The sequence below is a fragment of the Veillonella sp. 3_1_44 genome (genome assembly GCF_000163715.1).
Taxonomy (GTDB): Bacteria; Bacillota; Negativicutes; order Veillonellales; family Veillonellaceae; genus Veillonella; species Veillonella parvula_A.
This window is the reverse complement of record NZ_GG770200.1, coordinates 87563-107418: the sequence shown is the minus strand read 5'-3', so window position 1 is coordinate 107418 and position 19856 is coordinate 87563. Positions and strand designations below refer to the sequence as shown.

Genomic DNA, 19856 nt, shown 5'->3' with positions numbered 1-19856 from the left:
CATTAGATACATACATATAACAGATACTTATTACCTTTAGGTACTTACTTCGCTTTTGTGTTTATTGAGCTTTAATACTTATTTATCTCTAGTGCTTATTTAGTTTTAGATGCTTTAATTACCTCTTTAGCTAATTTCGTATATACATCAGCACCTTTGGATTTTGGATCATATACAATGATTGGCTCCCCATAACTAGGTGCCTCACTTAAACGTACATTACGAGGAATAATTGTTTTATATACTTTATTGCCAAAGAATTTTTTTACTTCATCGGCTACTTGAATCGATAAATTTGTGCGGCCATCAAACATAGTCAATAGCACGCCTTCAATTTCAAGATCCTTATTTGATGTTTGTTGTACAATTGTTATCGTTTTAACTAATTGACTAACCCCTTCCAATGCGTAAAATTCACTTTGAATCGGAATCAATACACTATCAGCAGCAGTGAAGGCATTTAATGTTAATAACCCGAGAGATGGTGGACAATCAATAACGATAAAATCATATGTATCTCTTACTGACGCTAATGCTTTTTTCAACATTGTTTCACGTGAAACAACGGAAACTAGTTCTACTTCAGCACCAGCTAGTTGAATTGTTGCAGGCGCCACAAATAGGTTTTCAAGCATTGTAGGTTGTACAATATCAGCAATTGGTTCTCCATCAATTAGAACATCATGCACACAGAGCTCTAAATCATCCTTTTCAATACCTAACCCAGAACTAGCATTACCTTGTGGATCCAAATCAACCAGTAATACTTGTTTACCTGCATCAGCTAAACAAGCACTCAAATTTACTGATGTTGTAGTTTTACCAACACCGCCTTTTTGATTAGTAATAGCTATAACTTTGCCCACTTAATTCACCTCACATCTTCGTTCAAAATATTTCTTTTCCATTATAACATAAAACAATGCTAATTACGGTATTTATAAATCAAATTCTCATTAATTTTTTATCTACTATATTATTTTATTTATCTACTACATTTTTCCCACTTACATTTATATTACGCACATAAACTTATAGGTAAATAACTTCATTAATATAATTACAACACTTATTTTTTATTGTTTCACGTGAAACATAGCAATTTATTCCTTTACTATATAGTACAACACAAAATAAGAAAAATTACATCAAATGTTTTATAAGTTTTACGATTAAATGTTTCACGTGAAACATTTAAGGATTAAAATCTAACGCAAAAATTAAGTTATAAAATTAATAAAAAATTTTACAGTAAAAAATTATCATATTAATATAAATCTATACCAATAGACAAATATACACAAAATTATTTTATATCATCTTTTTTATTTATAGAACAACACCATTAGCGAAAGGTATAAAGTAATCAACTTTTGATCGGTAACATTATATATAACAATAATATACGAAATGTAATTTACTATACTAATATTAATATACTTATATACTCATCACAAACTATTAGATTATATTTAACAAATTGTTTCACGTGAAACATTAAGATTAACATTAAGTACATAAAAACTTCATCGATAATAACTTTTACGATCAAAAAATCATTTTGATATAACTTTAAACTATACCTATATACTACTAAATTATATGAGAATACAGACCCCATATACTTTGACAGGTATTATTCATATCTATATACTATTAGTTAGATAGTAATTAGATTGATAATCTTAAGAGTCTAGAAAAATCACTCTATAAGATTTATATATACAATTAATAACAGTAAGCACACGCTCTACGGACACGCAGAGCTTTTTATTTTGAAGAGGAGGCGTTTCTATGCCCATCTATAACGGAATGCTTCCTGCCATCGATAAAGCAGAAGTAAAACGATACGCAGGACTTCGTCACGCTGAGGATTTCCCACAAAACTATGTTGACGAAGCATGTAAGGAAATCCAATTATTGGCTACACCTAGGGGTGTATATCAAGAATATGATTACGATGCAGAAACAAAAACAATTTTAAGCAATCCACCGCTTAAAATTGAAGGGTCTATCATTGAAAAACATCTAGAAAAATCTACTAAAGTATACGTATTAGGTGTAACAGTTGGAGAAGATGTAGAAATTCGTAGTGAGCAGTTATTTAAACAAGGTAACTATACGGTAGGCTTATTACTTGATGCAGCAGCCACAACTGCTGTAGAACAGGTAGCTGATCAGGTAAACGAAGTAATCAATACAATTGCTAAAAAACAAGGCTATAAGCCAACTTGGCGTTTTAGCCCTGGTTATGGCAACTGGCCACTAGAAATTCAACCACAATTAGCTAAAATTATCAAAACAGAGATGATTGGCTTACAAGTAACAGAGAACTATTTATTATTCCCACGTAAGTCTGTAACGGCTATCATCGGTTTAATGCCAGCAAACGAAGATATTAAAACTAAACGAGGCTGTACATCTTGTTCACAACAAAACTGTGCATCTCGAAAATTACCAGAGAAGGCAACAGTCAACACCCAAGATGGGGGAGAAGAGGAAGGTAGTAAAACCACTGCCGACATTTCTGGTATTGCCATGAAGGGGCAACCAATACAATAGTGTTTCACGTGAAACATTGTAATTTAGGATGTTAAAGGAAGATGTTTATGTATATATTTGACGGTGCTATGGGCACAATGCTTCAAGCGGCAGGCTTAGAAGAGGGCTATTGTCCAGAGCTATTTAATATTGAAAGACCAGAAGTAGTAAAGGATATTCATGCTCAATACTTACAACATGGCAGTGATGTAATCACTACCAATACATTCGGTGCTTGTGGTCTTAAATTAGAAGATTATGATTTACAGGATCGCGTAAGAGAAATCAATATTGCAGCTGTGAAGGTAGCAAAAGAAGCCATTGCAGAGACTAAACCAACTGCTCGTGTAGCAGGTTCTATGGGACCTACAGGTCGTTTTTTACAACCATTAGGCAATATGAGCTTTGACTCCATTTATGATACATATCGTGAACAAGCCGAAGCATTAATCGAAGGTGGCGTTGATTTTATTATCATTGAAACTATCATCGACGTACAGGAAATGCGTGCCGCTTTATTAGCCTCTTTAGATGCTCGTGAAGCAGCAGGGAAGACAAAAGATGATGTACAAATCATCTGTCAATTTTCTTTTAGTGAAGACGGTCGTACTATTACAGGTACACCACCAGCAGTAGCAACTACTATCGTAGAAGCTATAGGGGCTGATATCATTGGTATCAACTGTTCCCTTGGACCTGAACAAATTACACCACTTATCGAAGAGATTGCAAGCGTTACAAATTTACCAATAAGCTGTCAGCCAAATGCCGGTATGCCTCAATTAATAAATAAACAAACTGTATTCCCACTTTCAGCTGAAGAGATGGGGCCTTTGATGCTTCCAATTGTTGATGCTGGTGCAAGCTATGTTGGCGGCTGCTGTGGTACAACACCAGCTCATATTCAATCTATTTCCGATGCTGTGAAAGCTCATACGCCAAAAGAACGCGCCCACATTGCACCTAAAACAATTATTACAAGCCGTACTAAACTTTTAGAGTTGGGCCATCATACAAAACCACTTATCATTGGCGAACGTATTAATCCAACTGGTCGTAAAGTCCTTGCTCAAGAATTGCGCGATGGTTCTTTCATCCGTGTAAAACGGGATGCCTTAGACCAAGTAGAGGCAGGTGCAGATATCCTCGATGTAAACATGGGTGTAGCTGGCATGGATCAATCGCCCTTAATGGAACGTGCCATTTTTGAGTTATCCATGCTCGTAGAAACACCATTATCCATTGATACATTAGACCCAGTAGCTATGGAAATAGCGCTTAAAAACTATCCAGGTCGTGCCCTCATCAACTCTGTAAATGGGGAGGAGGAGTCTATTACGCACGTAATGCCTTTGGCTAAACGGTATGGTGCAGCATTGCTTTGTTTGCCAATCTGTAGTGGTGACTTACCTGAAAAAGCAGAGGACCGCGTTGCTTTAGCTGAAAGCATCGTAAATCGCGCTTACGGTTATGGTCTTAAACCACACGACTTATTACTCGATCCATTGGTATTAACACTTGCCAGCGGTGAAGATAGTGCACGCCAAACATTACGTACATTACAATTATATAAAGAAAAATTTGGCTTCCCAACAGTAATGGGCTTGTCCAATATCTCCTTCGGTATGCCTCAACGTCCATACTTAAACGGCCAATTTTTAACAATGGCCCTTGCATGTGGCTTAACAACACCGATTATGAATCCACTCAATTATCCAGCAAAAAAAGCATTTGTATCTAGTACTACCTTACTAGGCTGGGACCCAGGTTCTGCTGAATTTATTAAAGAATACGGCTATGAAGACGAAACGACTGCTCCTGGTAACTCTGCTCCTAAAGGGCCAGATAAAAAATCATTCGATAGTAATGATCCTTTAGCCAATATCCGCGCATGTGTAGAACAAGGTGAAAAAGAAGCTATCATTGATCTTGTAAAAAAAGCCTTAGCAGATGGTATCGATCCATTAGATCTTACGAAAAAAGGCTTATCGGAAGCGATGAACGTAGTAGGGGATAAGTTTGGTTCTGGTAAGTTATTCTTACCACAAGTAATGCTTGCTGCTGAAACAATGCAGGCTGCTTTCAACACCATTAAAGAAATTATTCCTGCTAGTGAAAGTTTAGATAAAGGCACCGTTGTCGTGGCTACAGTTAAAGGCGACATTCACGATTTAGGTAAAAACATCGTAGCAGCATTGCTCGAAAACAATGGCTACAAAATCGTCGACCTTGGTAAGGACGTTGATCCAGAAGTGATTGTACAAGCCATTAAAGATAACAAGGCTGCCCTCGTTGGCATCTGTTCCTTGATGACGACTACAATGCCACAAATCGACAATACTATCGCTGCTATCCGTGCAGCAGGCCTTAAAACTAAGGTCATGGTTGGTGGCGCTGTAGTATCTCAAGACTACGCAGACCAAGCAGGTGCAGATATCTACGCTAAGGACGGCATCGCTGCTGTTAACCACGCCAATGACTTCTTTGAAACACTAGAAAAATAATGTATAGTAACGAGGTACATGATGACATTAAAAGAAAAACATCAACAAGGGCAGTTCACCATTACTGTTGAATTAGATCCTCCTAAAAGCAGTTCTGCGGAAAAGACCTTCGAACAAGCAGCCCGTTTAAAAGGGAATGTGGATGCTATCAACATCGCTGATAGCCCTATGTCCAAAATGCGCATGAGCCCAATTTCTCTTTCTTATTTGTTACAGCATAACAAAGAGATTGAAACCATTTTCCACCTTACATGCCGCGACCGCAATATTATCGGTTTGCAATCTGAATTACTCGGTGCAGCAGCATTGGGTGTGCATAATATTTTAACCCTCACTGGTGACAAACCAGATAACGGGGACCATCCATTTGCACAATCTGTATTTGAAGTCGACTGTATGGGACTACTCAACATCGCTAAAACATTAAATGCAGGCAAAGACCTTGCAGGTAATGATCTAGACGCACCTACAAACTTCTACATCGGTGCAACTGGTAATCCTGGTGCTCCAGATTTAGAGATTGAACGCCAAAAATTGGCTGCTAAAATTCAAAATGGTGCTCACTTTGTACAAACACAACCAATTTATGATTTAGAACAGGCAAAACGCTACATTGATAAAATGTCTGAATTCGATGTACCTATCATGCTCGGTTTGATTCCACTTAAAAGCTTTAAAATGGCCACATACCTCCACGAAAAAGTGCCTGGAATCAACCTTACTCAAGAAATATTGGATCGCATGGAAAAAGGTGGTAAAGAAGCGGGTACAGAAATCGCAATCGAAACACTTGAACAAATCAAGAAAATAGCAGCAGGCGTACATATTATGCCTTTAAATGATATCGATACAACATTATATATTATTGACCACGTATAAAGTCATTCTAAGATTAACATATAACACCTTTCCCACGACCTCCATAGTGAACTAAGTCGTTCTTAGGGAAAGGTGTTATATGTATCTTTATCTCCGCCTCATATAGTGAACAAAATATATAATTTTGTCGTAAACGATATCATTTAATAGATATAGGGTGGGAAAGGGAATACGAACTAATTCGTTACTACATAAAGGAAAAGAGGATGCAGATCTAAGATTTGCATCCTCTTTTCCTTTATGTAGCAATGTAGCATTTAGTTTATTTATATTAGTTTCTACGCCTAAATCATTAACTGCTATACTAACGGTTTGTCTTTGATTTCTTTTGGTTTTCGTGGATATTGTTTTGGTGTTTTTCCAATTTTCTTTATATACACGATTGCTCGTTTATCCTCTAAGGTTGGTAATGCAACGGTTCTTACTTCTTCGATAGTAGCTTTTAGTGTGCTAAGGGCTTTATTAGATTCTTTAACTTCTTCTTCGTATATAGCGCCTTTTAGAGCAACGACGTAGCCACCTTCTTTTACGTATGGCACAGTCCATTCTAAAAGAATCGGCAAGCGTGCCACGGCACGGCTCGTAGCAATATCAAAGCTTTCACGGTAATCTTGATGACTCAAATCCTCCGCACGTCCGTGTAAGGTAGTACAGTTCGTCAGTTTCAGTTCATCTATAACCGATTCCAAAAAGTTAAGCCGCTTTTTTAAAGAATCAAACAGGGTAACCTTGAGGCTACGGTCATAGATAGCCAACGGAATACCCGGGAAGCCTGCACCCGTACCGACATCAATAATGGACATGCCAAATTTGATAATTTCAGAATTATAACAGGAGAGGGAGTCAATCATATGCTTAATCACGACCTCTTTCATGTCTGTGATACCCGTTAGATTAAGATATTTATTTGTTTCAATCATATGCACATAATACAAGTAAAAGTCTTTTGCTTGCTCTTCCGTGCACGGCAAACCAAAATGACTCATTTGCTCCATCATATATGAAACAAATTCAGACAGAGGTGCTATAGGCACATCGTATTTTTCTTTCATAAGTACTCCTAATGAATTGTCTAATATGTATACGACAATAAGATTTGTAGGAAATATCTTTTAAAAAGTTCATATAAAATGCATGTTATTACATGAATTCATATTATTACATGCTATTTTTATTTACTTCTGTTGTATTGCTCTAATTGGATCAATAGAACAGATACGTCTGCAGGAGAGACGCCAGAGATACGGCTTGCTTGGCCGATGGAGTGAGGACGAATTTTGTTGAGCTTTTGTTGAGCTTCAAGGGAAATACCCTTGATTTGTGCATAATCCCATTCTTTTGGAAGAATTTTTTCTTCTAGTTTACGAACCTTATCGACTTGCTCCATTTGCTTCTTAATGTACCCTTCGTAAGTAATAGAAATGTCGACAGCTTCCTCTACATCAGGTGTATAGCGTTTCAAACCAAATGCATCGGCTACGATGGCGTAAGAGAGTTCATTACGTTTTACTAAATCATAAGCATGAATACCTGTTTTAATAGATGCTGTACCTAGACTTTCAAGCAAAGCTTGTGTTTCCTTGGATGGATTGACAGGTGTATTTCGTAACATGTCCATTGCTTCCTCGATAGCAGCTTTTTTAGCTGTAAATTTAGCCCAACGATCATCTTTTACAAGACTGATTTCACGGCCTTTTTCCGTAAGACGCATGTCTGCATTATCTTGACGAAGCAATAAGCGATATTCACTGCGGCTTGTCATCATGCGGTACGGTTCATTTGTACCTTTTGTTACAAGATCATCGATGAGAACACCGATGTACGCTTCAGAGCGAGCAAGGATGAACGGTTCTTTACCTTCAAGCCACAATGCTGCGTTAATACCAGCCATAAGACCTTGTGCAGCCGCTTCTTCATAGCCAGATGTACCATTGGCTTGACCCGCAGAGTAGAGACCTTCAATATGTTTCACTTGAAGGGCTGGTGTTAATTGTGTTGGATTCAAGCAATCGTATTCAATAGCATAGGCAGGGCGCATAATTTCAACATTCTCAAGGCCTGGGATGGTACGCAAGAACGCATATTGTACATCCATTGGAAGAGATGTACTCATACCTTGTACATACATTTCATTTGTACCCGTACCTTCTGGTTCTACGAATAATTGATGGCGTTCTTTATCAGCAAAGCGCACTACTTTATCTTCGATGGAAGGGCAGTAACGAGGGCCTACGCCTTCGATTTTGCCACTATACATAGGAGCGCGGTGAATATTGCTATGAATGATTTCGTGCGTTTCCTTGTTAGTATACGTCAACCAGCATACATCTTCATTACGGTTAATCCATTCATCCATAAAAGAAAATGCGTGATGATGTGCATCGCCTTCTTGAACTACCATATTATCGAGGTTTAAAGTACGTTTATCTACACGTGCTGGTGTACCCGTCTTAAAGCGCATCAATTCAATACCATTATCGAGCAAGGATTGAGAGAAATGTTCCGCTACGCGTTGGCCATTTGGACCGCCCACATAATCGATATCGCCGATGAGGATTTTACCTTTCAAATAGGTACCCGTACAAAGAATTATCGCCTTAGCGCCATAAAATTCACCAAGCTCTGTAACGATGCCTGTTACCTTGCCATCCTCAACCTTAAGCTCAGTCACCATGATTTGCTTAACATTGAGATTATCTGTATTCTCCAATGTTTGTTTCATCAAATGTTGATATTTAATCTTGTCGGATTGACAGCGCAAAGAATGAACGGCAGGTCCCTTACCCATATTGAGCATACGCATTTGGATAGCCGTAGCATCCGCATTAATACCCATTTGACCGCCTAATGCGTCAACTTCGTAAACAAGATGGCTTTTACCAGGACCACCCACGGCAGGGTTGCACGGCATAAGCGCAATATTATCTAAACTGATGGTCGCCATCAACGTGCGATGACCCATGCGGGCAGTAGCGAGAGCCGCCTCACAACCAGCATGACCACCACCGATGACGATGACATCATAATTATCTACTGTGTACATATCAATTAAATTCCTTATATTTGTTACTTATCTTATTGTGAAAGTTTAAATCATTTACCAAGGCAAAAACGACTAAACAATTCATCTATCATGCTTTCTCGGATTGTGTCGCCTGTGATGTCGCCTAGTAATTCCCAAGCGCTACGCAAGTCGGTAGCTACAAAGTCTACAGGCATGCCCATGTCGATGGAGGAGAGGGCTTGTTCGACTTGTGCCTTTGCTTGTTCCATAAGGCTAATGTGGCGCACGTTACTAATCATGGCTCTGTTGTCTTGTTTTACGCGACCGCCGTAGACGAGTTCTTGCACCCATTTGGAAAGAACTGCAGAGCCTTCGCCTTCTTTAGCACTAATGCGTTCAATAGCTGTAAAATTCCCGTGTTCTTTAATATTTTCATCTGTAACGACTTGTGCCACGTCAGACTTATTAAGGAGTACGATGGTGTTTAAACCGCTCACAGAGGTCAAAATTTCGATTTCTTCAGGGTTTAACGGAGTAGATCCATCAATAACACAGAGCACGATGTCTGCTTTGTTGATATAATCACGAGCACGCTCCACACCAAGGGCTTCTACCGTATCTTGTGTATCCCGAATACCTGCCGTATCGATGAGGCGTAGAGAAATGCCTTCTACGGTCATATATTCTTCAATGCTGTCCCGCGTCGTACCAGGAATATCCGTTACGATAGCGCGGTTTTCGCGTAAAAGAGCGTTCATAAGGCTCGATTTACCTGCATTTGGACAGCCTACAATAACCGTTGTAATGCCATCGCGAATGAGACGACCTGTATTCGCTGTGGACAAGAGATCCTCCATGGCTTTCAAAATAGGCTGCAACTGATCGCGAACCTCTTGGCTCGTTACATCCTCGATATCCTCCTCAGGATAGTCGATGGTTACCTCTAAATGAGCAATCATGGCGATGAGCTGTTCACGCACATCTTTCACAAAGGATGAAACAGTCCCATCTAGCTGAGATACAGCAAGGGAGAGAGAGTCCTCTGTTTTTGCTTCAATAATATCAATGATCGCCTCCGCTTGAGTGAGGTCGATACGTCCGTTCATAAAGGCGCGCTTCGTAAATTCGCCGGCCTCAGCCATGCGTACATTGTGATTGACGAGCAATTTCAGAATTTGTCGAACTGGCACAATGCCACCGTGACACTGAATTTCCACCACATCTTCCGCCGTGTAGGAATGAGGTCCTTTCATTAATAGTACAAGAACCTCGTCGATGGTCTTGTTCGTCATTGGATCCACAATAGTCCCATATTGAATCGTTCTATTTTGGCGGTCCATCAAAGGAACGGTGCCAGTGCTCTTGAACAGGCTATTTACAATAGGAAAACTATCCTTGCCGCTGACCCGAATAATACCCACCCCACCGATGCCGGGCGGTGTCGCAATGGCCGCTATTGTATCATCTATATACATACATATCTCCGTATTTCGATTATCTAGTATTTGTTTTTGTATATGTTCTTCGCCTGTGAAAGTTAAACTAAACTAATCTTTGCATGCGAAGATTAACTTAGGTTAGCTTTCACCATAACCTAAAGAATAAAGGGAACAGCCCTCAAGTAACGGAAAATCCTAGCTACTTGAAAGCTGCACCACTATATTTTATTTTTTGTACGAAATCACAACGTGACGGAATGGTTCATCCCCTTCACTGTTGGTAACAACGTTTTTATCCCCTTGAAGGGCAGTATGAATGATTTTACGTTCAAAAGCATTCATCGGTTCTAAGGAAACCTTTTGACGGTTACGTTTCACCTTAGAAGCCAAACGTTTCGCAAGATTTACCAATGTTTCTTCTCGGCGAGAACGATAGTTTTCCACATCTACCACGATATGGCAGTGGCCAGATACATCCTTGTGAGCCACGAGATTTGTTAAGTATTGAATAGCATCCAATGTTTGACCATGTTTGCCGATCAAAATACCTAAATCTTCGCCGTGTACTTGGAATGTAATCTTGTCTTTGGTCATCATCTTTTCGATAACCACAGTGAGGCCCATTTGCGTAAACATATCATCGAGGAATTGTTTACCTTTTTCAGCAATTTCTTGTTGATCTTCTTTTGAAAGTTCTTTTTTAGAAGGTTTTTCCGTTACAGTACTTTCAGAAGTTTCAATTGCTGTATCTTGTACTTCTGTTTCGCTTGTTGCCACTGGTTCGGAAGCAATAGCTACAGATTGTTCTTCTGCATTAGCTACTTCTTTTGCAGTAGCAGATTGAGCCAAAGCAGTGAAGAATAAGCGAACAACTGCTGGTTTACGACCAATGCCTAAAAATCCACTAGAAGGTTGTTCTAAGACTTTAGTTTCTACCAATTCTTGACCTTCAGCGGCTAATTGAGCTACACCTTTAGCAATGGCATCTTCAATGGTTTTAGCAGATACATCGATAAATTCCATAATTGCCTCCTACTTAGCGTTCAAATTTTTGTAAATGAAATGCTGTTGAATCAATTGGAATACGTTAGAAACTACCCAGTAGATAACGAGACCAGATGGGAAGCTCAAAGAAATGTAACCAATGAATAAAGGCATAAAGATTGTCATAATCTTTTGTTGTTGCGCAGCTGCACCAGTTGCACCATTACTAGTTTGACGAGACATAACCCATGTGGATAATGCACTCAAAATAGGTAAGATGTACATTGGATCTGGATCGCCAAGGCTAGGCAACCACAAGAATTGTACAAAGTTTGGATCGTATGGGTAATCTTTCAAAGCCCAGTAAATCGCGATCAAGAATGGCATTTGTACCAACAATGGCAAGCAACCAGCCAATGGGTTAACGCCCATTTCTTTGTACAATGCACCCATTTCCGCTTGCAGTTTTGCAGGATCGTTTTTGTATTTATCTTGCAATTGTTTCATGCGAGGCTGCAATTCTTGCATAGCCTTCATGGATTTGATTTGCTTAACAGTAAGTGGTGCCAAAATCGCTTTAATAACGATTGTTAAAAGGATAATAGCCACACCGTAGCTTGGATAACCTATCATTTGAGTCAATTGGAACGCATAAGTTACCAATGTGCTCATTAAATCAACGATAGGTTGGAAAATACCACTTAAAAAGTCCATTGTTTCTCCTTTTTCATACAGTCCGAAATCGTCCTTTGCGCATCTATATATCGTTATGGTATGGTCTAAATTTCATCCATACAGATGCTCAGGTATTTCCAAAACTGTGCTCGATGGTGATGGTGAAAGTAACTTTCACAGAACACATCCAGCCTAATCCCACGTGGGTTAGGGAACTGGATCGTAGCCACCCTTATGGAAAGGATGACAGCGAAGAATGCGTTTTAAACCCATCCAGCTACCTTTCAAAGGACCATATTTTTCGATGGCCTGCAGAGTATATGTGGAACATGTCGGATAATAACGGCAACATCCAGGTTTTAAGGGAGATATGGCGAGCTGATAAAACCTAATTAAAAGTCGTAAAAGCATGGTTATACAGCGTTTCATGGAAACCTCCATATACACAAAAAGGACCAAAGCCTCTAACTTGTGGTCCTATTTATCATTTTGTATCAATAATTTGCTTTTTCGCAAGAGATACAAAATCTCCTTTTCCGCTTTTTCGTAGGTAGCGTTTTTCAGAGGGCCACGTCCAACAATTACGATATGATACCCTTCGCGAATGGCGTGCTGATTGAGGCGATATACCTCTTTCATAAGGCGTCTAGCTCGATTGCGCTCCACTGCACAACCAACCTTTTTACCTGTTACAAAACCAATGCGCGTAGGTTGCTTTGCCACGGGCATACGATACAGTACACACATGCGGCCTACTTCGTATTTTCCGTGCTTATACACAAGGCGATATTCATTATTGTGCGTCAGTCGTCTTGCTTTATCAAGGCAATAATCCATATGCATTGTCCTTAAGTCCTAAGAATAGAAAAACTTGGCAGCAGCGCCAAGTTTTTTCTCCTGCTTAACAGCTATTATATTATGCAGATAAGCGTTTTCTGCCTTTTGCACGTCTTCTTTTCAAAACGAGACGGCCACCAATAGTTTTCATGCGTTCACGGAAACCATGGGTACGTTTTCTCCAAAGAGTATTTGGTTGGTAAGTACGTTTCATTAGTAAAACACCTCCTCGTCATTCTGTATTGTTTTACTTATACCATAACAGGGTAATTATAGAGGTAAAACGTAAATTTGTCAATATAATAAAGGGGTTCTGCCGTGAGTTCTTGTATTTTTGAAAATAATTCTACTACACATTTATCCTGTAATTGATGTTACGTTTCCAGGAGGAGGAATATAGGGCTCCTTTATCGCTCCATACTCATCGTAAAGTCGCTCAAAAGGACCCTATATTCCCTCCCAAGGTAAATCCTAATTTACCTTTCAACACCACTACACGATGTAAACGTAACATCAATTTATCATCAACCCAAGAACTCACCATCTCAATCTTTTTATATTTTGGCAAATTTACATTTTTATCTCTATTTATGGAAAGGGGAGGAACAGATGTGGTTTTCTCCCTCCATACTAGTCGTAAGTCGGTCAAAAATCCACATCTATTCCTGCTCCTAACACACTCTAATGACTACTCATACACCTACCACCAGTATAAAAAGTAGTATCAGTTTTTATAACAAATCTAAAAGTCTTTCAGAATACGGATCTAAGATTTAACAAATCTTACCTTTTAACCTCTTGAGGGGAAAGGGAAAATTGATGCTGTTAATTACTTCTGACTCCTCTCCCCAATTTTCATTTAAGTTGTGTTGATAACGTTTTATAAACAGATCTAATGTAGATTGATAAAAGGTATATCTATTACTTTTTCGGTTATATGTATAAAAATCATAAAATTATATGGTTGGAGGAGGGGAAGTGAAACTACTTTTTGAGCGACTTGCGTCAGGATGGAGCGATAAAAGTAGTTTCACTTCCTATCCCAAAAGTAATAGATATACCAAGAGAAAATTAAAATATACATTATAAACAGTTTATAAAAGTTATCCACAGATTGAATGACAAATTACTTATTTTTTGGTACAATCATACTTGAAATTAGGAAAAATTATATATTTTTATAGGTTTTTGATGGATAACTTTCGAGGTTATCCACATTTTTTCTCTTTTAGTTTATAAAAACTAAAAAGTCAGTAATTATCTATATAAAATAGACTTTTATTTTTACTTATTCACAGGTTATACACAAGTTATTCACAGGAATAATAGTTTTTTCCACAGCTTTTACAATGGTTATACACATTATTCCTAAAGTTATACACATTTATCGCAATAGTTATTCACAAGAGGCACGTCATGCAATCATTTGATTTAAATAATATATGGGAGCATATATTGCAAGAGGCGAAAAAGAATATGCAACATTTACCTGACGCATTGTATTTGCGCGTCACGTCATCGTTGATTCCCATGGCTCTCGAAAGTCATTCGATCCATATTGGGGTCATGCAAACATTTGTAAAAAACTTAATCGACCAGCAGCCACAGATTAGCAAGGCTTTGCAGGATGCTATTACTACGGTTATCGGTTCCCATCGGGATATGGTATTATTCGATTTCAATCAAGAGAGTGTAGATACTACCTTTGTTGATGAAAGTCTCATCGATACGTCAGTTGTAGCACCGCCAATGCCTTTACCACCTATAGTAGAGGAAAAGGCTCATCAAGAGGAGTTTTACACACCAGTCTATCAAGATCCTGTCTATATCGACCGCGCGCCAGCGCCTGTGGATATTCCAGACGAACCAATGATAGCGACACCAAAGAAACCGACAGAAACAATGCCAACATTGCAGTCTGATAATGTTCCTGTAGACTTGTCATTATCTAATCTCAATCCGGCGTACCGTTTTGATAACTACGTAACGGGCAATGCCAACCGCATTCCTTTTGGAGCTGCTCAAAATGTAGCTGAATTTCCAGGCGGCGACTACAATCCGCTCTTTATCTACGGTCCATCTGGCCTCGGAAAAACACACTTGATGCATGCCATTGGCAATGCTATCAAGGAAAATCATCCACATATGAAGGTCATGTCCATTACGAGCGAAAACTTTATGAATATTTTCGTCGAAACATTGCAGCGCAACCAAGGTAAATTATTCCGCAATACATTCCGCAATATCGATGTTCTCATGATTGACGATATTCAGTTCCTTGAAAGCCGTGAAAGTACGAAAACTGAGCTATTTAATACATTTAATGAACTATTAAATAACAACAAACAAATCGTGCTTACCTCTGATACGATGCCAAACGATATGGAGCAGTTCGAAGATCGTCTTCGCTCTCGTTTCCAAGCTGGCTACATTGCCACAATGGAAAATCCTGATTTAGAAACGCGCATCGCCATCTTCAGATCACTGCTCGAACGTGAATATAAAAAAAACCGCATTATTCGCATCGATAATGATTCTATTAACTACGTAGCATTGCAATTTAGCGAAAACGTCCGTGTGTTGCAAGGTGCTTTCACCAAACTCATCGGTACAGCGTCCATCGATCAACGTCTAGAATCTATTGACCTAGAATACACAAAACACGCCTTGGCGGGTCTCGTTCATACAGAAGAGGTAAATATAGTTAATATTGAAAGCATCCAAAATTTTGTAAGTTCCTATTTCAATATTAAAAAGCAAGACCTACTTGGCAAGAAACGAAAAGCCCAATTCGCATTTCCACGACAAATCGCCATGTATCTATGCCGCGATATGATCAATGAAAGCTATCCACAAATCGCAGCAGCTTTCTCTCGTGATCATACGACAATTCTCCATGCGTACGATAAAATAACGAAGGAAATTGAAAAAAACGAAGAAACTAAACGAATGGTTGCCGAAATTAAACAGAAATTAACAACCTGTGGATAACTCTGTGGATATATAGTGAATAACTTTGTGGATATCACAAAACTCGTACTTTGGTGTGAATATGTGGATAAGTGGGTACAAACTATTAACATAGTTATGCACAGCTCATAATTCACACAATTATTGGCGCCGATTCACTTTTACACATATAAACAGACCCCTACTATTACTACTACTAAAACTAAGAAACAATCAGAAAAACAGTAGAAACAGATCTATCGTAGAATATATATATAGCATCTACAATAGCAAACATAGAATATTACAAATAAAACAAGTAATTATTAGTGCTTCTACAATATATATAAATCGTAATCACAAACAACATATATATTAGAAATAATATAGTAGTTAATAATAAAATCCAATTATATAAATTAATATAAAACTTTCAAAAAGGAGTAACATATGCATATTACATTCCCAAAAGCAAATCTCCAAAAAGCAATCAACGTATTGCAAAAGGTATCTCAAAATAAAACAAGTTCTAACTTACCAGGTGCTATTTACATAACTACAAAAAATGGTCAAGTAGAATTGCAAGGTAACGACTTTGAACTTGGTATCCGTTTAACAATTGACGGCGACATAAAAGAACCTGGCACATTAGTAGTAGGTTCCCGTTATTTCCAAGAATTAATTCGTAAATTACCTGGCGATACTATTGAACTTTACAAACCAGAAGACGGAAATTCTTTGACAATCACATCTGGATCTTCCGAATTTAATCTTGTTACATTACACCCAGATGATTTCTCCTTGGTTGAACAAATTCACGACCAAGATCATGTAAACATCGATAGCTTTGCTATGAAAGAACTCATCGATTTAACAAACTACGCAGCAGCTACTGATGAAGATCGTCCTGTTTTTACCGGTGCTCTTCTCGAAATCAAAGAAAACGAAGTGACTATGGTTGCTACCGATACACACCGTATGGCTGTTAAAAAAATTACAATTGATGAACCAGCAACGACTCCAATGCGCGCTATCATTCCTACAAAAACGTTAGCTGAAGTATCTCGTTTATTACCAACAGATAATCCAGCAATGATCAATATCATTTGGAATCGCACACAAATCGTATTTAATTTTGAATCTATTTATATTATTTCTCGCTTAATCGAAGGCACGTATCCTGAATATGAAAAGGTAATTCCTTCCCAATTCGATTCTAGCGCTGTAATCGACCGCCGCGAATTCGCTGGTGCTGTTGATCGCGTATCCTTATTGGCTAAAGACATCAGCTATAACGTAATTCGTTATGATTGGTCTGAAAGCAATGTCATATTGTCTACTCAAAATACTGAAATCGGTATGGCTAAAGAAGACGTAGCTGTTGAATTTAAAGGTACACCTTTTACAATCTCCTTCAATGGTCGTTACATCTCTGATATTTTGCGTCACAGCACAGGCGACAATATCCACTTGTTCTTAAAACAAAATGGTCCTGTTGTCATTCGCCAAGACAATAATCCGAACTATACATACGTAGTAACACCAGTTCGCACAAATGCATAAAAGTAAAAGCAGGGCAGTAGTCAATGGAGGAGCTTGCGACGACAGAGACACTGCATCGCTTTGTTCTGAACGTAAGATTTTCTAGATAACAAAGTTATCTAAGAAAATCCACAGTGAAGAACTGTGCTTTGGGCTCCAACCAAATATAACTTTGGTCGGAGCGTGCAATTTTTCAAAGAAAAATGCTCAGCGAGCGACCTGGACTCAGTATGATATATATGCTTATGTTAATTGTCTACTTTAGGAGAACTTTATGAAAGAGCAACAGCAGGTACCCATTCATACGGAGTACATTCAAATTGATCAGTTGTTGAAGTTAGAAGGCATCATTGAAACAGGTGGTCAAATTAAATCTTTCATCGATGAAGGCAACCTTACCTTGAATGGTCAGGTTGTAACGGAAAAACGCAAGAAATGCCGCGTTGGTGATGTGATTTCTTGTGAAGGTCTCGATGTAGACCTCATAATTACACAAGAGGAGGCATAATCGGTGAGAATTGACTCACTGCAATTATTCCAGTTTCGTAATTATAAGGATGTACAGATACAGTTTAATCCTGAGATTATCGTTCTGCACGGCACCAATGGGGCTGGTAAGACGAATATCCTCGAATCGATTTATGTTGGTACCATTGGTAAAAGCCATCGTACTAACGATACATCGGATATGCTCATGTTTAATGCTGAAGAAGCAGGCATAGTTGTAAAATTCGAGAAAAAAGATACACCTCAAAAGGTAAATATTAAATTATTCCGTCAAGGCCCTAAGGATATTCGATTAAATGATACAAAAATATCTCAAAAAGAACTGATTGGTACATTAAATACAGTTATCTTCTGTCCTGAAGATTTACAGCTCATCAAGGGGACTCCATCGGGACGTAGGCGATTCCTTGATATGGAAATATCTCAGACCAGCGCTACTTACTATCATCAATTGATGCAGTACAATCGGCTGTTACAGCAACGAAATGCAGTTCTAAAAGAATATAGAGGAAAGAATACTATTCCTCTTGAAGAATGGGATTTGCAGCTAGCAGATATGGCGAGCTTTATCGTAAAGAAACGATTAGAAAGCTTAAAAAAAATCAATCTGCTCATCGATTTGATGAATCGTAAATTGACAGGTGGCCTTGAGAATTTAACCATTGGTTATGAACAGCCGTATATGGACAATGGTTCATTGGAATATACAAAGGAAGGCTTTTACGAACGTATAAAAGCAGCGTTGCCGCAGGATCGTCATCGTTTAAGCACTAGCGTTGGCCCTCATCGCGATGATTTACGATTCTTTTCCGATGCGATGGATTTAAAGAAATTTGGATCTCAAGGGCAGCAACGAACCGCTGTATTGTCCTTAAAGTTGAGTGAACTTGAATTTATCAAGTCAGAGGTAGGAGAATATCCAGTACTTCTCTTGGATGATGTATTGAGCGAACTTGATGAGTCGAGACGAACGAATTTATTGCAGTTTATTCATAAACGAATTCAAACATTTATTACCACTACAGATATTCACGATTTTAAAGATTTGAAATCCGTTCAATTTATTTCTTGTGAAGGAGGACAGGTTCAGTATGGACAGCCTTGATCTTTGTTTACCAAAGGCCTTAGCAGAACTGAATTTACTGGAACAATATAAATTAAATACCCTTGTTCACAAGTGGAGTGATGTAGTAGGTGATGTCATTGCGGATCATACAAAAATTGTGTCCATCAAGCCTCCAAATATGGTTATTAGTGCAGATAATTCCATGTGGATGCAGGAATTACAGATGCAAAAACGTCGTATTATCGAGGCTATCAACAAGTATTATCGTCAAGATGTAATCACCGATATTCGCTTTATCATGAAACGTCAGAGCTATGTGAAAGTAGAAAATAACACGTCTCTCACGATTCCTGATGAACAAATTATTACAAAACGTATTAACTTTGCAGATATCGTACTTTCAAAAGAAGACGTAGATGCCATTGATACATCGTTGAAACAAACGGATAACGAAGCATTAAAAGCTGCTTTCCGGAAAGTACAGATTACGGCTCGTAAGAGAGAAATCTATTTAGAGCAGCATGGATACCATCGTTGTAAGCGATGTGGCATGCATATGAAATCTAAAAAGGAAATCTGTCCAACTTGTGAATATGAATTGCATCGAAAACATATTAAGGAGATTAAAGCTGTTATTCGAAAATATCCGTACTTTAAATATAGCGACTGCCAGCAATTTATACAGTGTAGTTTTTCAGACTTTGCAGAAGCGATGCGGGAATCTATATACTTTTACCTGGATAAGATTTATAAAGGATCCATCAATCGTCGTCATATGTTTATGGTGGCCATGCTCATCACCCACAAAAAGCCTGATGAGTTGACGGATCAGCACGTCATCAATTTGTGTAATAAATATCGGTCTAAGTTTCTCGCTGAAGAGGAGCAACGCAAAATCGATGCCCTTAATGGGACATTAGAAAAGTAGA

The 19856-nt window shown here is 38.4% G+C and carries 17 protein-coding genes; 8 read left to right on the top strand and 9 right to left on the bottom strand.

Translation table 11 applies throughout. From position 1 onward, the window contains the following. Positions 1-95 precede the first annotated feature (95 nt). Entirely contained in the window at positions 96-866 is a 771-nt protein-coding gene (locus tag HMPREF0873_RS04195; protein WP_008714559.1) for a ParA family protein, read from the bottom strand. A gap of 928 nt (positions 867-1794) precedes the next feature. Here HMPREF0873_RS04195 and HMPREF0873_RS04190 point away from each other — a divergent pair. Genes HMPREF0873_RS04190 through HMPREF0873_RS04180 form a run of 3 tightly spaced genes read left to right on the top strand, consistent with a single transcriptional unit; the run spans position 1795 to position 5924 of the window. After that, positions 1795-2562, top strand: a complete 768-nt coding sequence (locus tag HMPREF0873_RS04190) for a hypothetical protein (protein ID WP_004698043.1) — start codon at positions 1795-1797, stop codon at positions 2560-2562. A gap of 47 nt (positions 2563-2609) precedes the next feature. Further along, a complete protein-coding gene (locus HMPREF0873_RS04185; RefSeq protein WP_008714555.1) occupies positions 2610-5045 on the top strand; it encodes a homocysteine S-methyltransferase family protein in 2436 nt (811 codons plus the stop codon). 21 nt (positions 5046-5066) lie between these two features. Next, a complete protein-coding gene (locus tag HMPREF0873_RS04180; protein ID WP_083788809.1) occupies positions 5067-5924 on the top strand; it encodes a methylenetetrahydrofolate reductase in 858 nt (285 codons plus the stop codon). Positions 5925-6223: 299 nt separating this feature from the next. Here the strand turns inward: HMPREF0873_RS04180 and rsmG are convergent, their stop codons facing one another. From rsmG to rpmH, 8 genes are all read right to left on the bottom strand, one after another. Then, entirely contained in the window at positions 6224-6976 is a 753-nt protein-coding gene (gene rsmG, locus HMPREF0873_RS04175; protein WP_038125610.1) for a 16S rRNA (guanine(527)-N(7))-methyltransferase RsmG, read from the bottom strand. 119 nt (positions 6977-7095) lie between these two features. After that, positions 7096-8967, bottom strand: coding sequence for a tRNA uridine-5-carboxymethylaminomethyl(34) synthesis enzyme MnmG (gene mnmG / locus HMPREF0873_RS04170; protein ID WP_008714548.1), 1872 nt, complete (start codon positions 8965-8967; stop codon positions 7096-7098). 50 nt (positions 8968-9017) lie between these two features. After that, positions 9018-10403, bottom strand: coding sequence for a tRNA uridine-5-carboxymethylaminomethyl(34) synthesis GTPase MnmE (gene mnmE, locus HMPREF0873_RS04165; RefSeq protein ID WP_008714547.1), 1386 nt, complete (start codon positions 10401-10403; stop codon positions 9018-9020). 189 nt (positions 10404-10592) lie between these two features. Further along, a complete protein-coding gene (gene jag / locus HMPREF0873_RS04160) occupies positions 10593-11390 on the bottom strand; it encodes an RNA-binding cell elongation regulator Jag/EloR (protein WP_008714545.1) in 798 nt (265 codons plus the stop codon). Positions 11391-11399: 9 nt separating this feature from the next. Continuing rightward, entirely contained in the window at positions 11400-12065 is a 666-nt protein-coding gene (locus tag HMPREF0873_RS04155; RefSeq protein WP_004692948.1) for a YidC/Oxa1 family membrane protein insertase, read from the bottom strand. Between the two features lie 168 nt (positions 12066-12233). Next, on the bottom strand, positions 12234-12455 hold the full coding sequence (yidD, locus tag HMPREF0873_RS09870) for a membrane protein insertion efficiency factor YidD (RefSeq protein WP_012865047.1): 222 nt from the start codon (positions 12453-12455) through the stop codon (positions 12234-12236). 48 nt (positions 12456-12503) lie between these two features. Next, positions 12504-12863, bottom strand: a complete 360-nt coding sequence (gene rnpA / locus HMPREF0873_RS04150) for a ribonuclease P protein component (protein ID WP_004692947.1) — start codon at positions 12861-12863, stop codon at positions 12504-12506. Positions 12864-12942: 79 nt separating this feature from the next. Beyond that, positions 12943-13077 carry a 50S ribosomal protein L34 gene (gene rpmH, locus HMPREF0873_RS04145; RefSeq protein ID WP_004692946.1) on the bottom strand — a complete coding sequence of 45 codons (135 nt, stop codon included), beginning with the start codon at positions 13075-13077 and terminating at the stop codon, positions 12943-12945. 1202 nt (positions 13078-14279) lie between these two features. Here rpmH and dnaA point away from each other — a divergent pair. The 5 genes from dnaA (at position 14280) to HMPREF0873_RS04120 (ending at position 19855) form a co-directional block, all read left to right on the top strand. Continuing rightward, entirely contained in the window at positions 14280-15854 is a 1575-nt protein-coding gene (dnaA, locus tag HMPREF0873_RS04140) for a chromosomal replication initiator protein DnaA (RefSeq protein ID WP_038125608.1), read from the top strand. A 408-nt stretch (positions 15855-16262) separates the two neighbouring features. Next, positions 16263-17375: a DNA polymerase III subunit beta gene (gene dnaN, locus HMPREF0873_RS04135; protein ID WP_008714540.1), complete on the top strand. Its 1113-nt coding sequence runs from the start codon at positions 16263-16265 to the stop codon at positions 17373-17375. A gap of 253 nt (positions 17376-17628) precedes the next feature. Next, positions 17629-17862 carry an RNA-binding S4 domain-containing protein gene (locus HMPREF0873_RS04130; protein WP_008714538.1) on the top strand — a complete coding sequence of 78 codons (234 nt, stop codon included), beginning with the start codon at positions 17629-17631 and terminating at the stop codon, positions 17860-17862. 3 nt (positions 17863-17865) lie between these two features. Then, complete coding sequence (recF, locus tag HMPREF0873_RS04125; protein WP_008714535.1) at positions 17866-18966, top strand: DNA replication/repair protein RecF; 1101 nt, start codon at positions 17866-17868, stop codon at positions 18964-18966. Further along, positions 18953-19855, top strand: a complete 903-nt coding sequence (locus HMPREF0873_RS04120) for a DUF721 domain-containing protein (RefSeq protein WP_008714533.1) — start codon at positions 18953-18955, stop codon at positions 19853-19855. Before recF ends, HMPREF0873_RS04120 begins: the two co-directional genes overlap by 14 nt. Position 19856: the final 1 nt, after the last annotated feature.

Bases quoted from the DNA above. Each gene is read 5' to 3' on its own strand.
- HMPREF0873_RS04155 (WP_004692948.1), bottom strand. From the start codon at position 12,065: ATGGACTTTTTAAGTGGTATTTTCCAACCTATCGTTGATTTAATGAGC.
- HMPREF0873_RS04190 (WP_004698043.1), top strand. From the start codon at position 1,795: ATGCCCATCTATAACGGAATGCTTCCTGCCATCGATAAAGCAGAAGTA.
- rsmG (WP_038125610.1), bottom strand. From the start codon at position 6,976: ATGAAAGAAAAATACGATGTGCCTATAGCACCTCTGTCTGAATTTGTT.
- jag (WP_008714545.1), bottom strand. From the start codon at position 11,390: ATGGAATTTATCGATGTATCTGCTAAAACCATTGAAGATGCCATTGCT.
- rpmH (WP_004692946.1), bottom strand. From the start codon at position 13,077: ATGAAACGTACTTACCAACCAAATACTCTTTGGAGAAAACGTACCCAT.
- mnmE (WP_008714547.1), bottom strand. From the start codon at position 10,403: ATGTATATAGATGATACAATAGCGGCCATTGCGACACCGCCCGGCATC.
- yidD (WP_012865047.1), bottom strand. From the start codon at position 12,455: ATGAAACGCTGTATAACCATGCTTTTACGACTTTTAATTAGGTTTTAT.
- HMPREF0873_RS04180 (WP_083788809.1), top strand. From the start codon at position 5,067: ATGACATTAAAAGAAAAACATCAACAAGGGCAGTTCACCATTACTGTT.
- rnpA (WP_004692947.1), bottom strand. From the start codon at position 12,863: ATGGATTATTGCCTTGATAAAGCAAGACGACTGACGCACAATAATGAA.
- dnaN (WP_008714540.1), top strand. From the start codon at position 16,263: ATGCATATTACATTCCCAAAAGCAAATCTCCAAAAAGCAATCAACGTA.
- dnaA (WP_038125608.1), top strand. From the start codon at position 14,280: ATGCAATCATTTGATTTAAATAATATATGGGAGCATATATTGCAAGAG.
- HMPREF0873_RS04185 (WP_008714555.1), top strand. From the start codon at position 2,610: ATGTATATATTTGACGGTGCTATGGGCACAATGCTTCAAGCGGCAGGC.
- HMPREF0873_RS04120 (WP_008714533.1), top strand. From the start codon at position 18,953: ATGGACAGCCTTGATCTTTGTTTACCAAAGGCCTTAGCAGAACTGAAT.
- HMPREF0873_RS04130 (WP_008714538.1), top strand. From the start codon at position 17,629: ATGAAAGAGCAACAGCAGGTACCCATTCATACGGAGTACATTCAAATT.
- mnmG (WP_008714548.1), bottom strand. From the start codon at position 8,967: ATGTACACAGTAGATAATTATGATGTCATCGTCATCGGTGGTGGTCAT.